Here is a 17,264-nt window from a genome sequence, read left to right as displayed (position 1 = left end):
CTGCCGAATCGCCACAGCGGTGTTACCGCAGGCGACAGCATCGCGCGTCAGGCGAACAAGATCAATTACCTTCCGATCGCCTGGCCAGAGCGGCTCCTGCCTGTGCCATCAGCTCGGCGATGATCTCGGCGGCGGGCTGCTCCTGCGTCACCAGACCGACGCTCTGGCCGGCCATGACGCTGCCATTCTCCACATCGCCATCCACCACGGCGCGGCGCAGGGCGCCCGCCCAGAAATGCTCGATATCGAGCTGAGCGGCCTCCTTCGTCAGCTCGCCCGCCTTGTAGCGCTGCACCACGGCCGCCTGATGTTCCAGGAAACGCTTGGTGCCCTGGTTCTGCAGCGCGCGCACCGGGATCACCGGGAAATCCGCGTCCAGCTGCACCGTGGGCAGGGCATCACGCGCGGCGCCGCGAATAAAGGCCCGCTTGAAATTGGCATGGGCTACGCATTCGGTGGCGCAGACGAAGCGGGTGCCGAGCTGCACGCCGGCCGCGCCCATCTCCAGATAGGACAGGATGGCCTCACCCCGGCCGATGCCGCCCGCAACGAACACCGGCACGTCACGGATCACCGGCAGGATCTCCTGCGCCAGCACCGTCAGGCTGACGGGCCCGATATGGCCGCCGGCTTCCGACCCCTCGATCACCAGAGCGTCCGCCCCTGAGCGTACCAGCTTCTTCGCCAGCGCCATGGCGGGAGCGAAGCAGACGACCTTGGTGCCGCCGTCCTTGGCCGCCCTGATGGCGGGTGCCGGCGGAATGCCGCCGGCAAAGACGATGTGCCCGACCTTGGCCTGCAGGCAGACCTGGACCAGCTCCATCAACTGCGGATGCATGGTGATCAGATTGACGCCGAAGGGCTTGTCCGTCAGGGCCTGGGTGGCGGCGATCTCCTCCGCCAACCGGTCCGGCATCATGGCGCCGCAGGCGATCACGCCGAACGCGCCGGCATTGGACAGGGCGGACACCAGGTGCCGCTCGCTGACCCAGCTCATGGCACCCCCAAGGATGGCGTAGCGGGTGCCGAGGAAGGCCGCGCCCCGCGCCATGAGCGCTTCGAGGGCGGCGGCCGGGCCGGGGCGTTGCGGCGCGTCCAGGAGGGCTTCCATGCGGCTCAGCTCTCGGCGTCCAGGCCATAGGCCGTGTGCAGCGCCCGGACCGCGAGCTCGGTGTATTCGGAGCCGACCAGCACGCTGGTCTTGATCTCCGAGGTGGAGATGACCTGGATGTTGATGCCCTTCTCCGCCAGGGACTTGAACATGGTGGCGGCCACGCCGGCATGCGAGCGCATGCCGATGCCGACGATGGAGATCTTGGCGACCTCGGGATCGGCCAGCATCGCCTCGAAGCCGATGCCGGGCCGCTGCTTTTCCAGCACGTCGCGGGCGCGCGGCAGGTCGGCCTTGCCCACGGTGAAGGTCATGTCCGTGGTGCCGTCGGCGCCCAGGTTCTGGACGATCATGTCCACGTTCACGTTGGCTTCCGACAACGGGCCGAACACCAGGGCGGCGATGCCGGGCTTGTCCGGCACCCGGCGCAGCGTCACCTTGGCCTCGTCGCGAGAATAGGCGACGCCCGTCACCAGCGGCTGTTCCACGATCTCATCCTCATCCACAACCATCGAGCCGGGCTTGTCCTCGAAGGAAGACAACACCTGGACTCTGACCTTCTGCTTCATCGCCAGCTCGACCGAGCGGGTTTGCAGCACCTTGGCGCCCACCGAAGCCAGCTCCAGCATCTCCTCGTAAGCCACCGCCGGCAGCTTCCGCGCCCGCGGCACAATACGCGGATCGGTGGTGTAGATGCCATCGACGTCGGTGTAGATGTCGCAGCGATCGGCCCGGACCGCCGCCGCCACGGCCACGGCCGATAGGTCGGAGCCGCCGCGGCCCAGCGTCGTCACCCGGTTGTCGGGGCCGACACCCTGGAAGCCGGCCACCACCGGCACCTGCCCGGCCTGCATCCGGGCGATCAGCGTTGCGCCCTCGATGTCATCCACGCGAGCCTTGCCATGCGCGTCGTCGGTGCGGATGGGCACCTGCCAGCCCTGCCAGGAGCGCGCATCGACGCCCAGCGTCTGCAGCGCGATCGCCAGCAGGCCGATGGTTACCTGCTCGCCGGTGGCCACCACCGTGTCGTATTCCCGCGCATCGTGCAGCGGCGACAGGTCCTGGCACCATTTCACCAGCTGATTGGTCACGCCCGACATGGCGGACACCACCACGGCCACCTCATGGCCGGCATCCACCTCCCGTTTCACCCGGAGGGCGACGTTGCGGATACGGTCGAGGTCGGCGACGGAGGTGCCGCCGAACTTCATCACGATGCGGGCCATGCGGGCTCTTGCGGCAGTGGAAATGGGAGTCGGCGATGCTGCCCCGGTTGCAGACAGCAAAGGGCTGGGACAGATAACGGCGGCGGCGCCGCACCGCAACCGACTTCAAAACCCCTGCCGGAGTGCCGCCGTCTTGCCCTATCCGACCGTTCTGCCCGCCGAGGTTGCTAAGTTTGATGCGCTCGCCGCCCGCTGGTGGGACCCGAAGGGCCCCATGGCGCCTCTGCACCAGATGAATCCGCTGCGCTGCCGCTGGATCGCCGAGCGACTGGCGGCAGCGCGGGGAAGAAAGGGTGGGGAGCTGCACGGCCTGGCCATCCTGGACGTGGGCTGCGGCGCCGGCCTTGCCAGCGAGGAACTGGCCCGCGCGGGGGCCCAGGTGACCGGCATCGATGCCGCCGAAGCGGCCCTCGCCGTGGCGCGCACGCATGCCGCGGCGGAAGGGTTGGAGATTGAGTACCGGGAAGGCATGCCGGAGATGCTGGTGGCCGAGGGACGCCACTTCGATGCGGTGATCGCGCTGGAAGTGATCGAGCATGTGGCGGACAGGCCGGCCTTCCTGCGGGCATTAGCGGCGCTGACACGGCCGGGCGGCCTTGTGTTCATCTCCACGCTCAATCGGACACCGCGGTCCTTCATGTTCGCCAAGCTCGGCGCAGAGTATGTGCTGCAGTTGCTGCCGCGCGGAACCCATGACTGGCGGATGTTCGTACGTCCGGCCGAATTGTCGGCCGAAGGCCGGCAGGCTGGCCTGCGGCTGGCAGCCATCTCCGGCATGGTTCCGGGCCGCCCGGAACAAGGCTGGCGGGCGACGGATGATGTCGCCGTCAACTACATCGCGGCGTTGGCACGGGGCTGATCGCCCCTTCGTTAGCCGTCGGCCCGCGGCACCCAGGGGAGCTGCGCCACCTCGATTCCCTCGTCCCGCAGCGCCTCGGCGTCCCCGGGATTGGCCTCGCCGAAGATGCCGCGCCGGTCGCTCTCACCGCGATGCATGCGGCGCGCCTCCTCGGCGAAATCCTTGCCCACATAGTCGCAGTTCTTCTCGACCTCGGCGCGCATCCGTTGCAGCAAGGCCAGCATCTGGGCAGGCAGCGGTCCCGCCGCCGCCTGCTGCGGAACCGCTGCGGGCGGGGGCATCGGCTCACTGCGCTCCGCCACCGCACGGGCGCGGCCAACAGCCGGGGCCATCAACGCTTTGCCGATCTTCTGGCTGCCACATACCGGGCAATCGACGAGCTTGGCCTGAACCAGCTTGTCGAAAGCAGCGCTGTCCTTGTACCAGCCATCAAACTGATGGTCTTGATCGCACCGGAGCTGATAATGAATCATGGGTTTGCCAGAGGATCTTCAGTAAGGGTCTGAACTGAAATCAAGCTCCGGTTCAAGCGGCCTGGAGCATCTCATCGAGCTTTCCGGCACGGTCCAGGGCGAACAGGTCATCACAGCCGCCCACGGCGTCGCCGTTGATGAAGATCTGCGGCACGGTGGTGCGGCCGCCCGAGCGGGAGATCGCCTGGGATCGCTCCTCGGAGCCATGCGGTGCATCATATTCGGTGAAGTTCACGCCTTTCCGGCCCAGCAGCGTCTTGGCGCGGGAGCAGTAGGGACAGAACGGGGTGGTGTAGATTTCGACCTTGGCCATATCCAGCAGATTGTCCGCCGGAGCCCCGCGGTCAAGAGTGCTGCACTGCGCAGCGCGGCCTGCCTCATCGAAGCGCCGCTCACGCATCTGCGGCCTGCCGCGGATCGGCCACCCTGGCGACGGCCAGCACATCCACCGACCGTACCCCCGCCTCCAGCAGCACCGCCGTGCAGGCGGAGACGGTGGCGCCCGAGGTCAGCACGTCATCCACCAACAGGATGTGCCGTTGCCGGAGCCGGTGATGTGCCCCCGGCATCACGGCGAAGGCCCCTCGCAGGGCCTCGGCGCGGCCTGCGGCGCCCAGGGGGCCAAGAGACGGTGTTCGCCGCGTGCGGCGCAGCAGGTTCGCAGCCCATGGGATGCCCGACACGCGGGACAACTGCCCGGCGAGCAGGGCCGCCTGATTGTAACGCCGGTGCAGCAGCCGGCTGCGATGCAGCGGCACCGGAACGAGGCATTCGGCCCTTGCCAGAAGATCGCGCCCGGCACGGGCCATCTGTCGCGCCAGGGGTGCCGCGAGCTCCGTGCGATCGCCATGCTTGAACGGCAGGAGCAGCCGCTTCGAACCCTCGTCATACAGGTACAGCGCGCGGGCGCGCTCATAGATCGGTGGCGCTTCCGTGCAGCGGAGGCACCAGCTGCCACCCTGCTCATCGAGCGCGGCCGCCTGCCCATCATGAAGGAAGGGCGCGCCGCACCGGCGGCACAGAGGCTCAACCAGGGGCGTCAGGGAAGCAAAACAGGATCCACAGGCGGTGCCGTGAGTGAGGGCGACCTCGCCACACGCAACACAGCGCGGCGGCAACAGCGCGTCCAGGGCGAGCCGTCCCAAACCCTGCAGCCGCGCCATTCCCGAGGATATGCTCACCATTTCGTGATAAGTAGATCGGATGGAGGATCATCGGCAAGTCGCTTGCGGCCGCTCCGCATCCGGCACATCTGCGACGCATGTCTGACACCATGCGGATCTTCGACCGTAACCTGCTGCGCCTGCGCCGCGACCATGCGGCGGACGGCATCGGCCGTGTGGCACCGATCCTCGATGCGGCCGCGGAACTCTTGCTGGACCGGCTCGACGATACATCGCGGCGCTTCGAACATGCCCTCGACCTCGGCGGGCGCGGCGCGGTGGCTCCCGCCCTGCGGGCCCGCGGGATGGCACATGTGACATCGATGGACCTTTCCGCCCGCATGGCGCGCAGCGCCGGCGGCATGGCGGTGGCGGCGGACGAGGAATGGCTTCCCTTTGCCCCCGGCAGCTTCGACCTGGTGGTGGCGAACCTGTCGCTGCACTGGGTCAACGACCTCCCGGGTGCCCTGCTTCAGATCCGGCAGGCCATGGCACCCGACGGGCTTTTCCTGGCGAGCCTGCCGATCCTCGGAACCCTGCAGCCGCTGCGCGCAGCGCTGGCGGAGGCGGAGGCGAGCCTGCGGGGTGGCCTCAGCCCGCGCGTGTCACCCTTTCCCGAGCTGCGAGACGGGGCGGCCCTGCTACAGCGGGCGGGCTTCGCCATGCCGGTGGCCGATCGCGACCGCCTCGACCTTCGGTTCCGCTCGGCCATGGCGCTGATCGCCGATCTGCGCGCCGCCGGCGAGCGCAACGCTGTCCGTGCCCGGGACTTCCGCATACCGCCGAGGGCGCTGTTCCCGCTTGCCTTCTCCACCCTGCCGCAGGAGGACGGCAGCATCGCCATGCCGCTGGAGATGGTCATGCTCACCGGATGGGCCCCGGCGGCCGGGCAGCCGCAACCGGCGCGGCGCGGCAGCGCGCAGGCGCGGCTCGCGGATGCCCTCGGCACCACCGAGCAGAAGGCCGGGGAGAGCACCCGGCACTGATGCAGCGGTGCCCTGCGGTGCCGGCGCTTGCAACCCTCGAGCCCGGCGCGCATCTTCCAGCATTATGGAACATTCCGGAGCAGAGGCGCGGCGGATCACCCTGCATGCGCCACAAGATTTCGAGGGGCTGCGTCGTGCCGGCCAGCTGGCAGCGGCGACGCTGGACATGATCGTGCCGCATGTGCAGCCCGGCGTGACGACCGATGAGCTGGATCGCCTGTGCGACGAGTTTATGCGGGCGAACGGCGCCGTTTCGGCATCGCTGGGCTACCGCGGCTTCCCCAAATCCGTGTGCATCTCGATCAACCATGTGGTCTGCCATGGCATCCCCGGCCCGCGCACGCTGCAGAACGGCGATATCCTGAACATCGATGTCACGGTGATTTTGGATGGCTGGTACGGCGATACCAGCCGCATGTACGTGGCCGGCCAGCCGAACACCAAGGCCAAGCTGCTGCTCGACGTCACGCATGAAAGCATGATGCGCGGGATCGCGGCCGCCCGACCCGGCGCGCGCCTGGGCGATATCGGCCACGCCATCCAGAGCTATGTCGAGAAGCACCGCTTCAGCGTGGTGCGGGATTTCTGCGGCCACGGCATCGGCCGGACCTTCCATGCACCGCCGAATGTCCTGCATTTCGGCCGTCCGGGCGAAGGGGCCGAGTTGAAGCCGGGTATGGTGTTCACCATCGAGCCAATGGTGAACACGGGTCGCTACGACGTGAAGATCCTGGACGATGGATGGACAGCGGTGACCCGCGACCGCAGCCTGTCCGCCCAGTTCGAGCACATGATCGGCATCACCGAGACGGGCTGCGAGATCTTCACCCTTTCGCCGGCCGGCCTGCACAAGCCGCCCTACCCGGCCTGATCTGCTCCAGCATGAAGCAAGGCCGGCCGGAGCGATCCGGCCAGCCTTGTTCCTACATGGTGCCTGGCGGCACCCCGGCCTGGCGCAGGCCTTCGGCTTGCCGCCGGGCCAGTTCGTCCTGGTCGAAATCGGCGATCAGTTCGTTGAACATGCGGTGCCAGTTGAGCCGGGCCCTGAGGCGCATGAAGGCGCTGCCCAGGCCGACGGCGCCGCGGTCTACCAGAACGAATTCCCGTGGCGGCTTCACGCCTCCGGTGCGCTTCAGCCCGGCATGCACCTCGGCCGCCACCTTGCGGCCAAAATCAGGGTCCTCGACCTCCTGGATCGGGCGGACCCTGTCATCCAGCAGCGGTTCGTGCAGGAATCTCGCCCAAAGCCCCAGGACCTCCATCTTCTCCTTGGTCAGGTTGGTGAAGCCCCAGATCCGGTAGGCTTCGGCGGCCTTCTGCTGGTCGTTGTCGCGGATCGCCTCGTACAGCATGATCACGCCGGTTAGGAAGGTCGGCGGAAAGACGCGGATCGCACCGAAATCGAGCAGGTTGATGCCTGCCGGCTCGTCGCGACTTGGCTGGCGGATCTGGTAGTTGCCCAGGTGTGGATCGCCATGGATCACGCCGAACCGGTAGAATGGCAGGTACCATGCCCGGAACAGCGCCGTGGCATAGGCATTGCGCTCCTCCTGGGACGGTTCTTCATCGAGCCGCTCCAGGATTGGCCGGCCCTCCAACCAGTTCATGGTCAGCAGGCGGCGGGTGCAATAGCCCTCCACCGGAACCGGTGTCCGGATGGTGGGCTCCTCCGCCAGCATCAGGTTGTAGAGCCGCATCTGCGCCGCCTCCCGCGCGTAATCCAGCTCCTCCCGCAGGCGGTCGCACAGTTCAAGGTAGACATCATCATGCTGGATGGCGTCGTCCATGCGGGCGAAGATCCCCATGGCGAGCTTCAGCTGCCGCAGATCCGCTTCCACCACACTCGACATGTCGGGATATTGCAGCTTACAGGCGACGTCCCGGCCATCCGGCAGGATGGCACGATGCACCTGCCCCAGGCTGGCGGCGGCGGCCGCTTCCTGGCCGAAGCTCCTGAAGCGCGACTGCCAATCGGTCCCGAGCTCGCTGGACATGCGCCGGCGGACAAACGCCCATCCCATGGGGGGCGCATTGGCCTGCAGCGCCGCCAGTTCCTTGGCGTATTCCGGCGGCAGCGCATTCGGCACGGTGGTGAGGAACTGCGCCACCTTCATCAGCGGGCCCTTGAGGCCGCCCAGCAGCGCCTTCAGGTCGTTGGCATGCACGGCCTTGTCGGTCTTGATGCCGAGGTACCGCTCTCCCGCCACGCGCGCGGCGATGCCACCCACGGCGCCCGAGGTGCGGGCCATGCGGCGGATCTCACCGAACAGCGTGCTGCCTTCGCGGTCGTCAGCCATCGGCACGCTCCAGTTCATCGATAAAGCCGGAAATCACCGCCAGCCCCTTGTGCCAGAACGCCGGATCGGAGGCATCGAGGCCGAAAGGCGCCAACAGTTCCTGATGCCGCAGCGTACCGCCGGCCCGCAGCAGGTCCAGGTACTTGTTCTCGAAATCCGGAACGCTGCCTTCCCGGAACACCCCGTACAGCGCGTTCACCAGACAATCCCCGAAGGCGTAGGCGTAGACATAGAAGGGAGAATGGATGAAGTGCGGGATATAGGACCAGTAGATCTCGTAATCCGGCGTGAAGTCGAAGGCCGGGCCCAGGCTCTCCGCCTGCACCTGCATCCACAGCGCGCCGATCTCCTCGCGCGACAGCTCGCCCTTGCGCCGGGCATCGTGCAGCAGGGTTTCGAAGCGGTAGAAGGCGATCTGCCGGACCACCGTGTTCAGCATGTCCTCCACCTTGCCGGCCAGCAGGGCGCGCCGGCGGCGCGGATCCCGCTCCGCATCGAGCAGGGCGCGGAAGGTCAGCATCTCGCCGAACACCGAGGCGGTCTCCGCGAGCGTCAGCGGCGTACCCGACATCAGGTAGCCGTGTTCGGCGGCCAGCACCTGGTGAACGCCATGGCCCAACTCATGCGCCAGCGTCATCACGTCGCGCGACTTGCCGTGGTAGTTCAGCAGCAGGTAGGGATGCGCCGACGGCACGGTCGGGTGGGCGAAAGCGCCGGATGCCTTGCCAGGTCGCAGCACGGCGTCGATCCAGGGCTTGTCGAAGAATTCGCGCCCGACACGGCCCAGTTCCGGACTGAAGCCGGAATAAGCGGACAGCACGCGGTCACGCGCGGCATCCCACGGGATATCGCTGTTGTCCTCATCCGGCAGCGGCGCGTTGCGATCCCAGTGCTTCAGCTTGGGCAGGCCCAGCCACTTGGCCTTCATCGCGTAGTAACGGTGTGACAAGCTGGGGAAGCTCTCGATCACCGCCGTCACCAGCGCATCCACCACCTCGTCCTCGACCATGTTGGCCCGGTTGCGGCTGCTGCCCGGGCGCGGATAGCGCCGCCACCCATCCACGATCTCCTTGTCCTTGACCAGCGTGTTGGTGATCAGCGTGAACAGCCGCGCCTTCTCCCCGAAGGCCGCGGAAACGCCCTTGGCCGCGGCTTCGCGCACGCCCCGGTCCGGATCGGACAGCTTGTTCAGCGCGCCGGACACGTTCAGCGTCTCGCCCGCGACAGCCACTTCCATGCCCGCGATGGTTTCGTCGAACAGCCGGTTCCAGGCGGCCCGACCGGTGACCTCCTTTTCATGCAGCAGCCGCTCCACCTCGTCCGAGAGCTGGTGCGGCCGGAACACCCGCAGGTCGCGCAGAAAGGGACGGAAGCGTTCAAGGGCCGGCGAACGGAACTTGGCTTCCAGAACCGGCTCCTCGATCTTGTTCAATTCGAGGGTGAAGAACAGCAATTCAGAGGAGATGGTGGTCACGCGCTCCTGCATGGTTTGCAGGAAGCGGCCATTGTCCGGGTTCTGCGCATCGGTGGAGAACACCAGGGAAGCGAAGGACATCGCCCGCCCCAGCACCTCCTCGATGGCCTCGTACCGCCCGATGGCATCGGCCAGCGCTTCGCCGGACAGGGCCGAAAGCGTGTTGGCGAAGGAAGCGTGGAAGGCCCGGGCCTCAGTTTCGGCTCGGGTCAGGTCCGCGTCGAGGGCCGGGTCGCCCGGTCCTGCATAGAGATCCGAAAGATCCCATTCCGGCAGGGCGCCAGGCCCGCCGGCCACCTGCGGGCGGTCGGCGGTGTCGCGGAATGCGGGGCGGAGATGGGGAAGCTGCACAGGAAGCCTTGCGGTTGTGGGTTCGCTCTCTCCGATATAATCCCTCGATGCAGCCGGCCAAGCGCCTGTGGCCGCGATCTGCCGCCGCACGGCACATGCCAGTCCCTTCCGCAGCAAGGACACCGCCCCCACGATGCCTGCCGAGGATTCCTGGACCAGCCTACCCGCCCTGATGTTCGATCTGGCGCAAGCCTCGCCCGATCAGCCGATGCTGCGCTTCTGGCGCGACGGGCAATGGCGTAGCCTGAACCGGGGAAATTTCGCACTGCAGGTCGCAGCCGTTGCGGCAGGGCTGCGGGCGCAGGGCGTCGGACCGGGAGACCGGGTGATGCTCGCATCGGAGAACCGGCCGGAATTCCTGGTAGCGGATCTCGCCGTCATGGCGATCGGCGCCGTTTCGGTGCCGAGTTTCGCCACCAATACCGTGGCGGATCACGCGCATCTGCTGCGCGATTCAGGCGCCCGGTATGCCGTGGCCTCGACCGCGCGGCTGGCGGAGGCGGTGAAGCAGGCCGCGGGTAGCGCCGGGCTGGACCTGCTGGTCTGCCTGGAAGACGCGCCTGGCACCCTCCCCTGGGCGCAGCTCTGCGCTTCGCCCGGCGACCTGCCGATGCTGGCGGCGGAGGCCGCCCAGATCCCCGCGGGTCGGCTGGCTTGCCTGATCTATACTTCCGGCACCGGTGGCGCGGCGAAGGGCGTGATGCTGCCGCACCGGGCCATGCTGGCCAACCGGCGCGGCATCACCGACTTCATTCGCCGCCTGGGTCTGCCGCGCGACGCCTGCTACCTGTCGTTCCTGCCCTTGTCCCACGCCTATGAACACACCGTGGCGTACCTGCTGAGTTCCTTCGGGCTGGAAATCGTGTTCAGCCGCGGGGCGGAACGCCTCGCCGCTGAGTTCACCGAGATCCGCCCGCAGGTCGTCACCGCGGTGCCGCGGTTGTTCGAGGTGCTGCGGGCCCGCATCCTGGCCGGGCTGGAGAAACAGCCGACATGGCAGCGGCGGCTGTTCGACGCGGCCCTGCGTCTTGGCCTGCGCCGGCTGGACGGCCCTGCCCTCACGCCCCTCGAGCGCTTGCAGGATCGCCTGTTGGACCGACTGGTGCGCCGAAGGGTGCAGCAGCGCTTCGGAGGCAGGCTCTTCGCCCTGGTGTCGGGGGGCGCGCGGCTCGATCCGGGCCTGTCCGGCTTCTTTCTGGCGCTCGGGCTGCCGGTGCTGCAAGGCTACGGCCAGACCGAGGCGGGGCCGGTGGTCAGCGTCAACGTGCCCTGGGAGAATGACCGCTTCACCGTGGGCCGCCCCTTGCCCGGAGTCACGCTGCACATCGCGCCCGACGGCGAGGTGTTGATCCGGGGCGAACTGGTGATGGATGGTTACTGGAACAATCCGGGCGCCACGGCCCAGACCCTGCGTCCCGACGATGACGGACAGAGCTTGTGGCTGCATACAGGCGATGTCGGTGAGATGCGCGACGGCCGGCTCCGTATCACGGATCGCAAGCGCGACTTCATCAAGACGCTGGGCGGCGAGATGATCAGCCCGGCGCGGATCGAGAGTCTGCTGATGGCAGAACCGGAGATCGCCCAGGCCGTGGTGGCCGGCGAAGGCCGGCCCTTCATAGCGGCGCTGGTGGTTCCAGCCGAGGGCCAGAACGAGAAGATCGGAGCTACGATTGCGCGGACGAACGCGCAGCTACCGGCGCCGCACAGGGTGCGCGGCTACCGGGAAATCCCGCCGCTGACCATCGAGAACGGTCAGCTTACTCCTACCATGAAGGTCCGGCGCCGCGTTGCGCTGCAACAGCACGCGGAGCTGATTGAGCAGATCTACGGCTAGGCCGCAAACGCTCTGATCAGCCGATGGTGTCCAGCACGAGCTTGCGGATCTCAGCCTGGGACCACGGGCTGGGACGCGAGGGCTGAGCCGAGCCCTGGGCGGACAGCACCGTGGAATGAGCCGGTGCAGGAATAGTGGTGGAATGAAGAACTTGCATGACTTCCTTGTTGAAACCGGGCCTTCCGGTCCGATCCAGACTAATCGATAGGGATTGCCAATTCGTTGCCAACGGCAACATCCGTGAAACACAGAAGAAAAGGCTTTGGTTTCAGGACTGAAGCTGACGGTAGCCAAACTTTGGCCAACACATCAGCCGCCTCGAAGGCAAGGCAGGAGCCAGCGAGAGCGATGTAGATGGTGTCCCGCCTCTTAGGTTCAAGAGACGGTGTTGCGCTCCGCCGCAACTTCCTCTGCCACGGCCACCAGTTCCACGCCCACCGGCTGCACCGGCATGACCAGGAAGTCTTCCTTCGCTTCGGGTGCCGCACGCTGGCTCATGCGGTAGAGGCCCCACAGGGCGATGCCCGTCTGCGCCAATAGGATCAGCCAGCCCAGTCCGTGATTACCAAAGGTCGACATGGCGAAGCCCCCAAGCAGCGGGCCAGCCGCCGCCCCAGCCCCCCAGAGAACCAGCATCCCGCCGGACGCGGCCGCGAACTCCCCGGGCGGGACATGGTCATTCACATGCGCCAGCACGAGGCTGTAGGCGGGAATCACCAGGCCGCCGAACACGGCCACCAGCGTGTAGGTCAGGCTGCGGCCCGGATGCTCGGGAACCATCAGCAGCATCCACAGCAGCACCGCCGCCGCCGTGGCTGCCAGGCCGACGATCAGGCGGCGCCGGTCCATGTGGTCGGACAGCCATCCCATCGGCCAGGTCGCCACGAAGCCGCCCAGGGAGCCGAGCGCCATGAAAGTCGCCACCTCCCCCGCATCCAGGCCGAGCCGCTGCGCCAGAAGCGGGCCCAGGGAATAGTAGGAACCGGTGCTCATGCCCACCAGCGCGGCGGCCACCACCCCAAATGGGGACTGGCCGTAGAGGCGCCGGAGATCCAGAGCGGCGCCGCCCGCGGTCTCGGCCTCGCCGTTATTCTGCGGCGGAGCCTGCGCACGGGACAGCACCACCGGCACCAGGGCCAGCGAGATGATGATCGAGACCATGCAGAACGGCACGAAACTGGTCGGCGGCGCCACGGTCAGCAGCAATTGGCCGCCCACGCCGGCGATCATGCCGGTCATGCCGTAGAAGCTGAGGATCTGGCCGCGCACGGCGCTGGTGGAAGCTCCGTTCAGCCAGCTTTCCACAACGATGAACAGGCCGGCGAAGCAGAAGCCGGTGATCACCCGGCCCAGCGGCCAGAGCCAGGGATGCACCATCATCACGTGCAGCAGCGGCACGGTGGACGCGATCGCCGCCAAGGCCGCGAAGGCACGCGTGTGCCCGACGGTGCGGACCAGCCGACCACCCAGCAACGAGCCGGCCATCAGTCCCAGATAGAAGCCGGAGCCGGTTAGGCCGATCGCCAGCGCCGGAAAACCCTCCCGGCCGCCCCGCAGCGTCAGCAACGATCCCTGCAGCGTGTTGCCCATCTGCAGCAAGGCATAACCGAGCAGCAAGGCGAACACGGTCGCCAGCGTGGTCAGCAGAGAGGATCGCAACACCAGCCCCTAAAGGTTCATGGCCCCGCATGGCCGTGGCCGGGGGCAAACCGTTGTCGCGCCGCATGGCGCTGGCACGGCCCGGATGGGCACGGGAACAAGGCCCGCGCCCGTCGCCTCACATGCCCAGCGCGCGGCGATACAGGTCAAGCAGGGTTTCCTGCTCCTCAACTTCCGCGGGCTCCTGCTTGCGGATGCGGATGATCTGCCGGATCACCTTGACCTCGAAGCCGGCCGACTTGGCTTCCGCGAAGATGTCCTTGATGTCCTCGCCCAGCGCCTTCCGTTCCTCCTCCAGGCGCTCCACGCGCTCGATGATCGAGCGCAGGCGATCCGCGGCGATGCCTCCAACCTCGGCATCCTGCTCCTGGGTCTCGACGGCTTCGGACATCGCGCTGCTCCAACATCACTGCCGACCGGCATGCGGGTGCGCCGCCGGTCCATGGGCGGCGCGGTATAGCCCGGCTGCGCCGCACGGGGAAAGCCGGGTTTTTCTGCAACTCAGCGATGTGGCTGGCCGGTCGCGAAGCGCTCCTGCTGTTCCGGCGTCGCGGCCTTCTGGTGCAGCGCCTGCCATTCCTTGTAGGGCATGCCGTAGACGATCTCGCGCGCCTCGGCATCCGGCAGGGCGATGTTCCGCTCCTCTGCGGCCTCGCGGTACCAGCGGCTGAGGCAGTTGCGGCAGAAGCCAGCCAGATTCATCAGATCAATGTTTTGCACATCGCTGCGTTCACGAAGATGCTCGACGAGGCGGCGGAAGGCGGCGGCCTCGAGGTGCAGGCGAGTTTCGGCGTCGATCGGCGTGCTCATGGCGGGCGCTCCTGGCAAAGGTTCATCCGCAAGGTGGTATGCGGGGCCGCCTCCTGCCAACCCCGCCCCCTGCGAACAGCTCAACCGTTTCCCATATCGGGCGCAACGAAGCGGCGTCCGATGGCGCCGTCCTCTTGGAGAAGATCTGCCCGATGCTCCGTTTCTCGGTTCTCGATCTCGCGCCCGTTCCGGAAGGCTCCGGCCCCGGCCAGGCTTTTGCCAACGCCCTGGAACTGGCCCAGCATGCTGAGCGCTGGGGATATCACCGCTACTGGCTGGCCGAGCACCACAATATGCCGGGGATCGCCAGCGCCGCGACCGCGGTGGTTATCGGCCATGTGGCCGCCGGGACGAGCACTATCCGCGTCGGCTCCGGCGGCGTGATGCTGCCCAACCATGCGCCCCTGGTCATTGCCGAGCAGTTCGGCACACTGAACGCACTGTTTCCAGGACGCATTGACCTCGGCCTCGGCCGCGCGCCCGGAACCGACCAGCGGACCGCGCGGGCCTTGCGGCGTAACCTGCAGAGCGATGGCGACAGCTTTCCGCAGGATGTGATGGAACTGCAGGGGTGGTTCGCCACGCCGGAGCCGGGGCAGCCCGTGCAGGCCGTTCCCGGCGGGGGAATGGATATTCCCATCTGGCTGCTGGGTTCCAGCCTGTTCAGCGCCCAGCTTGCGGCGGCGCTCGGTTTGCCCTTCGCCTTTGCCTCGCATTTCGCGCCCCAGATGCTGCTGCAGGCCCTCGACGTCTACCGCAACGGCTTCCGCCCCTCGGCGGCCCTGCAGCGCCCCTATGCCATGGCCGGATTCAACCTGTTCGCCGCGGACACGGATGCCGAGGCGCAGCGACTGTTCACCTCCCTGCAGCAACAATTCCTGAACCTTCGCCGTGGAACGCCCGGCAAGCTGCCGCCGCCCGCGCAGGATGTGGAAGCGTTGCAACGGCAAGCCCGCCTGGCCGGTGTGGATCACAGCCTCGCCTGTTCCGGCGTCGGCTCGCCGGCCACGGTGCGCGAGGCGCTGAGCAGCTTCCTGAAAGAAACAGGCGTCGATGAGGTGATGATCACCGCCCAGATTCACGACCAGAAAGCTCGCCTGCGTTCCTTCGAGATCGGTGCGGAACTCTGCGGCAGCCTCGTCACGGCCGAGGCCGCGGCGTGATGCCAGCCACCGATCTGGCAGCGCTGGAAGCCTGCCGCCAAGCCGTGCTGAATTTCTGGTTCCCGGACGGCCTGTCGACGATGCGGCCGATCTGGTTCCAGCGCGACGAGGAGTTCGACCGCCAGATCCGGGAGCGCTTCGCCGCGCTTCCCGATCAGGCGCTGGCCGGTCTGCTGGATCCGTGGATGACGACTGCGGAAGGCAGCGTCGCCCTGGCGGTCGTGCTGGATCAGTTTCCACGCAACCTGTTCCGCGGCCAGCCGCAAGCGTTCCAGTACGACGCCAAGGCGAGGGAGGTCGCCCGAGATGCCGTGCTGACCCGGCAGTACGATCAATTGCTGCCGCCCGCCGCGCGCATCTTCCTGTACCTGCCCTTCGAGCACTCCGAGGATCTGGCCGGCCAGGATCGTTCGGTGGCCTTGTTCGAGCGGCTTCGGGAGCATCCTGAGCACAGCGCCCCTGGAGGAACTATCGACTACGCCCACCGGCACCGGGAAGTGATCCAGCGGTTCGGACGATTCCCGCACCGCAACCAGACCCTCGGGCGCAATTCGACGGCGGATGAACTCGACTATCTCCGCCGGCCCGGCGCAGGTTTCTGAGGGTGCGGCTTCCTGGCCTTGAGTGGATCGCCTGCGAGTCTTCGGGATCTGGCGGATCAATCAAACCTTCTCACAATAAATCTTGACACGCGGCGCGATGAATCGCGGCTGGGTGTGATTCGCTGATCCAGGACCATGTTTCGCAACGAGATCTCCAACTTGAACAATGGTGTAGGCCGGAAAGCGGCTCACGAAGCTGCGATGCTTACCGCTGAAATCCGGCACCATGTTGCAAGCCTGCCACACCCCGGAAGACCCGCCTCGGGTCGGGCAACCCACGGCTCTTGGCGATCATTCCTGTCACGCCCCAACTGAGGGCGACCGATCAATCGGTTTGCCAAGGAATACGCAGATGTCGCTACGCAAAGTTCTTCTCGCTGCCACGGTGCTGGCTGCCCCCAGCGCCGCCATGGCCCAGGATGCCTGGTACTCGCCGACGGCTTGGATCCCGAATGCTGCCGCCGAGCCGGTGCAGGGCCTGTATCTTGGCGCCGGTGCGGGCTGGAACCATTCCGATGCCCGTGGCCTGACCGCCGAGGGCAACAACAGCAACTACTTCCTGGGTACTTCCGGCAACCCTCAGGGCAACCTTGGCTTCGAAGAAGGCTTCATGGGCTCGCTGGCCCTGGGCTGGGGCTTCGGAAACGGCCTCCGCACCGAGGTTGAGGGCAGCTACCGCTACAACAATGTTGACCGCCTGGGCGGCTTTCAGAACCGCGCCACCGGTACCCCCGGCGTCGCCTTCGGCGGCATCGACGGCGAGCTGCAGCAGTACGGCGTGTTCGCCAACCTGTACTATGACTTCCAGCTGCCGCGCTGGTTCCCCAACATGCCGGTCGCGTTCGTCCCGTATATCGGTGGCGGCGTCGGCTACATGTGGACGGATCTGAACGCCACTGGCACGCGGACCGTGGCGGGTGGCAACACCATCAATATCGACGACACTACCGGGCAGTTCGCCTATCAGGGTATGGCCGGCGTCGCCTTCCCCATCACCTCGGTGCCGGGCCTCGCGATCACGGCCGAATACCGCTACACCGGCGCCCTGCAGTCGAAGTTCGACGGCACGGTGACCAACCCGGCGGGCGGCGTTGTTTCCAACGGCTCCTTCGAGGTTGACCAGGCGCACAACCACTCGGCCATGCTGGGTGTCCGCTACGCCTTCAACCAGCCGACGCCGCCGGCGCCGGTTCCGGTTGCCCCGGCTCCGGCCGCCGCGCCGGCCCCGGCCCGCACCTACCTGGTGTTCTTCG

Annotated in this window: 19 protein-coding genes; 7 read left to right on the top strand and 12 right to left on the bottom strand. The window is 67.2% G+C overall.

Translation table 11 applies throughout. The features are described from left to right. Positions 1 to 61: 61 nt before the first annotated feature. Together D2K64_RS19925 and D2K64_RS19920 are read right to left on the bottom strand one after the other, a co-directional pair. Positions 62 to 1,111 carry an NAD(P)H-dependent flavin oxidoreductase gene (locus tag D2K64_RS19925; protein ID WP_120010130.1) on the bottom strand — a complete coding sequence of 350 codons (1,050 nt, stop codon included), beginning with the start codon at positions 1,109 to 1,111 and terminating at the stop codon, positions 62 to 64. A gap of 5 nt (positions 1,112 to 1,116) precedes the next feature. After that, a complete protein-coding gene (locus D2K64_RS19920; RefSeq protein WP_120010129.1) occupies positions 1,117 to 2,337 on the bottom strand; it encodes an aspartate kinase in 1,221 nt (406 codons plus the stop codon). Positions 2,338 to 2,470: 133 nt separating this feature from the next. Here D2K64_RS19920 and ubiG point away from each other — a divergent pair, with 133 nt between their 5' ends. Next, complete coding sequence (gene ubiG, locus D2K64_RS19915) at positions 2,471 to 3,196, top strand: bifunctional 2-polyprenyl-6-hydroxyphenol methylase/3-demethylubiquinol 3-O-methyltransferase UbiG (protein ID WP_238384319.1); 726 nt, start codon at positions 2,471 to 2,473, stop codon at positions 3,194 to 3,196. A gap of 11 nt (positions 3,197 to 3,207) precedes the next feature. Here ubiG and D2K64_RS19910 read toward each other — a convergent pair whose 3' ends face one another. From D2K64_RS19910 to D2K64_RS19900, 3 genes are all read right to left on the bottom strand, one after another. Further along, positions 3,208 to 3,669 carry a DUF1178 family protein gene (locus D2K64_RS19910; RefSeq protein WP_120010127.1) on the bottom strand — a complete coding sequence of 154 codons (462 nt, stop codon included), beginning with the start codon at positions 3,667 to 3,669 and terminating at the stop codon, positions 3,208 to 3,210. A gap of 52 nt (positions 3,670 to 3,721) precedes the next feature. Continuing rightward, positions 3,722 to 3,982, bottom strand: a complete 261-nt coding sequence (grxC, locus tag D2K64_RS19905; RefSeq protein WP_120010140.1) for a glutaredoxin 3 — start codon at positions 3,980 to 3,982, stop codon at positions 3,722 to 3,724. 79 nt (positions 3,983 to 4,061) lie between these two features. Beyond that, positions 4,062 to 4,832, bottom strand: coding sequence for a ComF family protein (locus D2K64_RS19900; RefSeq protein ID WP_120010126.1), 771 nt, complete (start codon positions 4,830 to 4,832; stop codon positions 4,062 to 4,064). Positions 4,833 to 4,930: 98 nt separating this feature from the next. Between D2K64_RS19900 and D2K64_RS19895 the strand changes: the two genes are divergently transcribed. Then, positions 4,931 to 5,818 carry a methyltransferase domain-containing protein gene (locus D2K64_RS19895; protein WP_202910762.1) on the top strand — a complete coding sequence of 296 codons (888 nt, stop codon included), beginning with the start codon at positions 4,931 to 4,933 and terminating at the stop codon, positions 5,816 to 5,818. Positions 5,819 to 5,882: 64 nt separating this feature from the next. Continuing rightward, on the top strand, positions 5,883 to 6,689 hold the full coding sequence (gene map / locus D2K64_RS19890) for a type I methionyl aminopeptidase (protein WP_120010124.1): 807 nt from the start codon (positions 5,883 to 5,885) through the stop codon (positions 6,687 to 6,689). 52 nt (positions 6,690 to 6,741) lie between these two features. Here the strand turns inward: map and D2K64_RS19885 are convergent, their stop codons facing one another. Together D2K64_RS19885 and D2K64_RS19880 are read right to left on the bottom strand one after the other, a co-directional pair. After that, the gene (locus D2K64_RS19885) at positions 6,742 to 8,115 is read right to left on the bottom strand and encodes an ABC1 kinase family protein (protein WP_120010123.1); all 1,374 of its coding nucleotides are present in this window, start codon (positions 8,113 to 8,115) and stop codon (positions 6,742 to 6,744) included. Continuing rightward, positions 8,108 to 9,940, bottom strand: a complete 1,833-nt coding sequence (locus D2K64_RS19880) for a M3 family oligoendopeptidase (protein WP_120010122.1) — start codon at positions 9,938 to 9,940, stop codon at positions 8,108 to 8,110. The genes D2K64_RS19885 and D2K64_RS19880 overlap by 8 nt, the downstream gene beginning before the upstream one ends. A gap of 133 nt (positions 9,941 to 10,073) precedes the next feature. Here D2K64_RS19880 and D2K64_RS19875 point away from each other — a divergent pair, with 133 nt between their 5' ends. Continuing rightward, positions 10,074 to 11,777, top strand: a complete 1,704-nt coding sequence (locus tag D2K64_RS19875) for an AMP-dependent synthetase/ligase (protein ID WP_120010139.1) — start codon at positions 10,074 to 10,076, stop codon at positions 11,775 to 11,777. A 16-nt stretch (positions 11,778 to 11,793) separates the two neighbouring features. Here the strand turns inward: D2K64_RS19875 and D2K64_RS24615 are convergent, their stop codons facing one another. From D2K64_RS24615 to D2K64_RS19860, 4 genes are all read right to left on the bottom strand, one after another. Beyond that, a complete protein-coding gene (locus tag D2K64_RS24615) occupies positions 11,794 to 11,934 on the bottom strand; it encodes a hypothetical protein (RefSeq protein ID WP_157985977.1) in 141 nt (46 codons plus the stop codon). A 218-nt stretch (positions 11,935 to 12,152) separates the two neighbouring features. Then, positions 12,153 to 13,439 carry an MFS transporter gene (locus D2K64_RS19870; RefSeq protein WP_120010121.1) on the bottom strand — a complete coding sequence of 429 codons (1,287 nt, stop codon included), beginning with the start codon at positions 13,437 to 13,439 and terminating at the stop codon, positions 12,153 to 12,155. Positions 13,440 to 13,554: 115 nt separating this feature from the next. Then, positions 13,555 to 13,827: a DUF2312 domain-containing protein gene (locus D2K64_RS19865; protein WP_120010120.1), complete on the bottom strand. Its 273-nt coding sequence runs from the start codon at positions 13,825 to 13,827 to the stop codon at positions 13,555 to 13,557. A gap of 110 nt (positions 13,828 to 13,937) precedes the next feature. Continuing rightward, positions 13,938 to 14,246, bottom strand: a complete 309-nt coding sequence (locus tag D2K64_RS19860; RefSeq protein ID WP_120010119.1) for a DUF1244 domain-containing protein — start codon at positions 14,244 to 14,246, stop codon at positions 13,938 to 13,940. Positions 14,247 to 14,398: 152 nt separating this feature from the next. On the opposite strand from D2K64_RS19860, the gene D2K64_RS19855 reads away from it, so the two are divergent. Then, positions 14,399 to 15,409, top strand: coding sequence for an LLM class flavin-dependent oxidoreductase (locus D2K64_RS19855; protein WP_120010118.1), 1,011 nt, complete (start codon positions 14,399 to 14,401; stop codon positions 15,407 to 15,409). A 44-nt stretch (positions 15,410 to 15,453) separates the two neighbouring features. Next, positions 15,454 to 16,011, top strand: coding sequence for a DUF924 family protein (locus D2K64_RS19850; RefSeq protein WP_238384318.1), 558 nt, complete (start codon positions 15,454 to 15,456; stop codon positions 16,009 to 16,011). Between the two features lie 60 nt (positions 16,012 to 16,071). Here D2K64_RS19850 and D2K64_RS24950 read toward each other — a convergent pair whose 3' ends face one another. Further along, positions 16,072 to 16,239 carry a hypothetical protein gene (locus tag D2K64_RS24950; RefSeq protein ID WP_162306222.1) on the bottom strand — a complete coding sequence of 56 codons (168 nt, stop codon included), beginning with the start codon at positions 16,237 to 16,239 and terminating at the stop codon, positions 16,072 to 16,074. A gap of 124 nt (positions 16,240 to 16,363) precedes the next feature. On the opposite strand from D2K64_RS24950, the gene D2K64_RS19845 reads away from it, so the two are divergent. Continuing rightward, positions 16,364 to 17,264, top strand: a 901-nt coding sequence (locus D2K64_RS19845; protein ID WP_157985976.1) for an outer membrane protein, incomplete at its 3' end; no start/stop codon positions are given.

It is taken from the genome of Teichococcus vastitatis, from assembly GCF_003604215.1.
GTDB lineage: Bacteria > Pseudomonadota > Alphaproteobacteria > Acetobacterales > Acetobacteraceae > Pseudoroseomonas > Pseudoroseomonas vastitatis.
The sequence above is the reverse complement of the archived record's forward strand: the minus strand, read 5'-3'. Positions and strand labels throughout refer to the sequence as shown.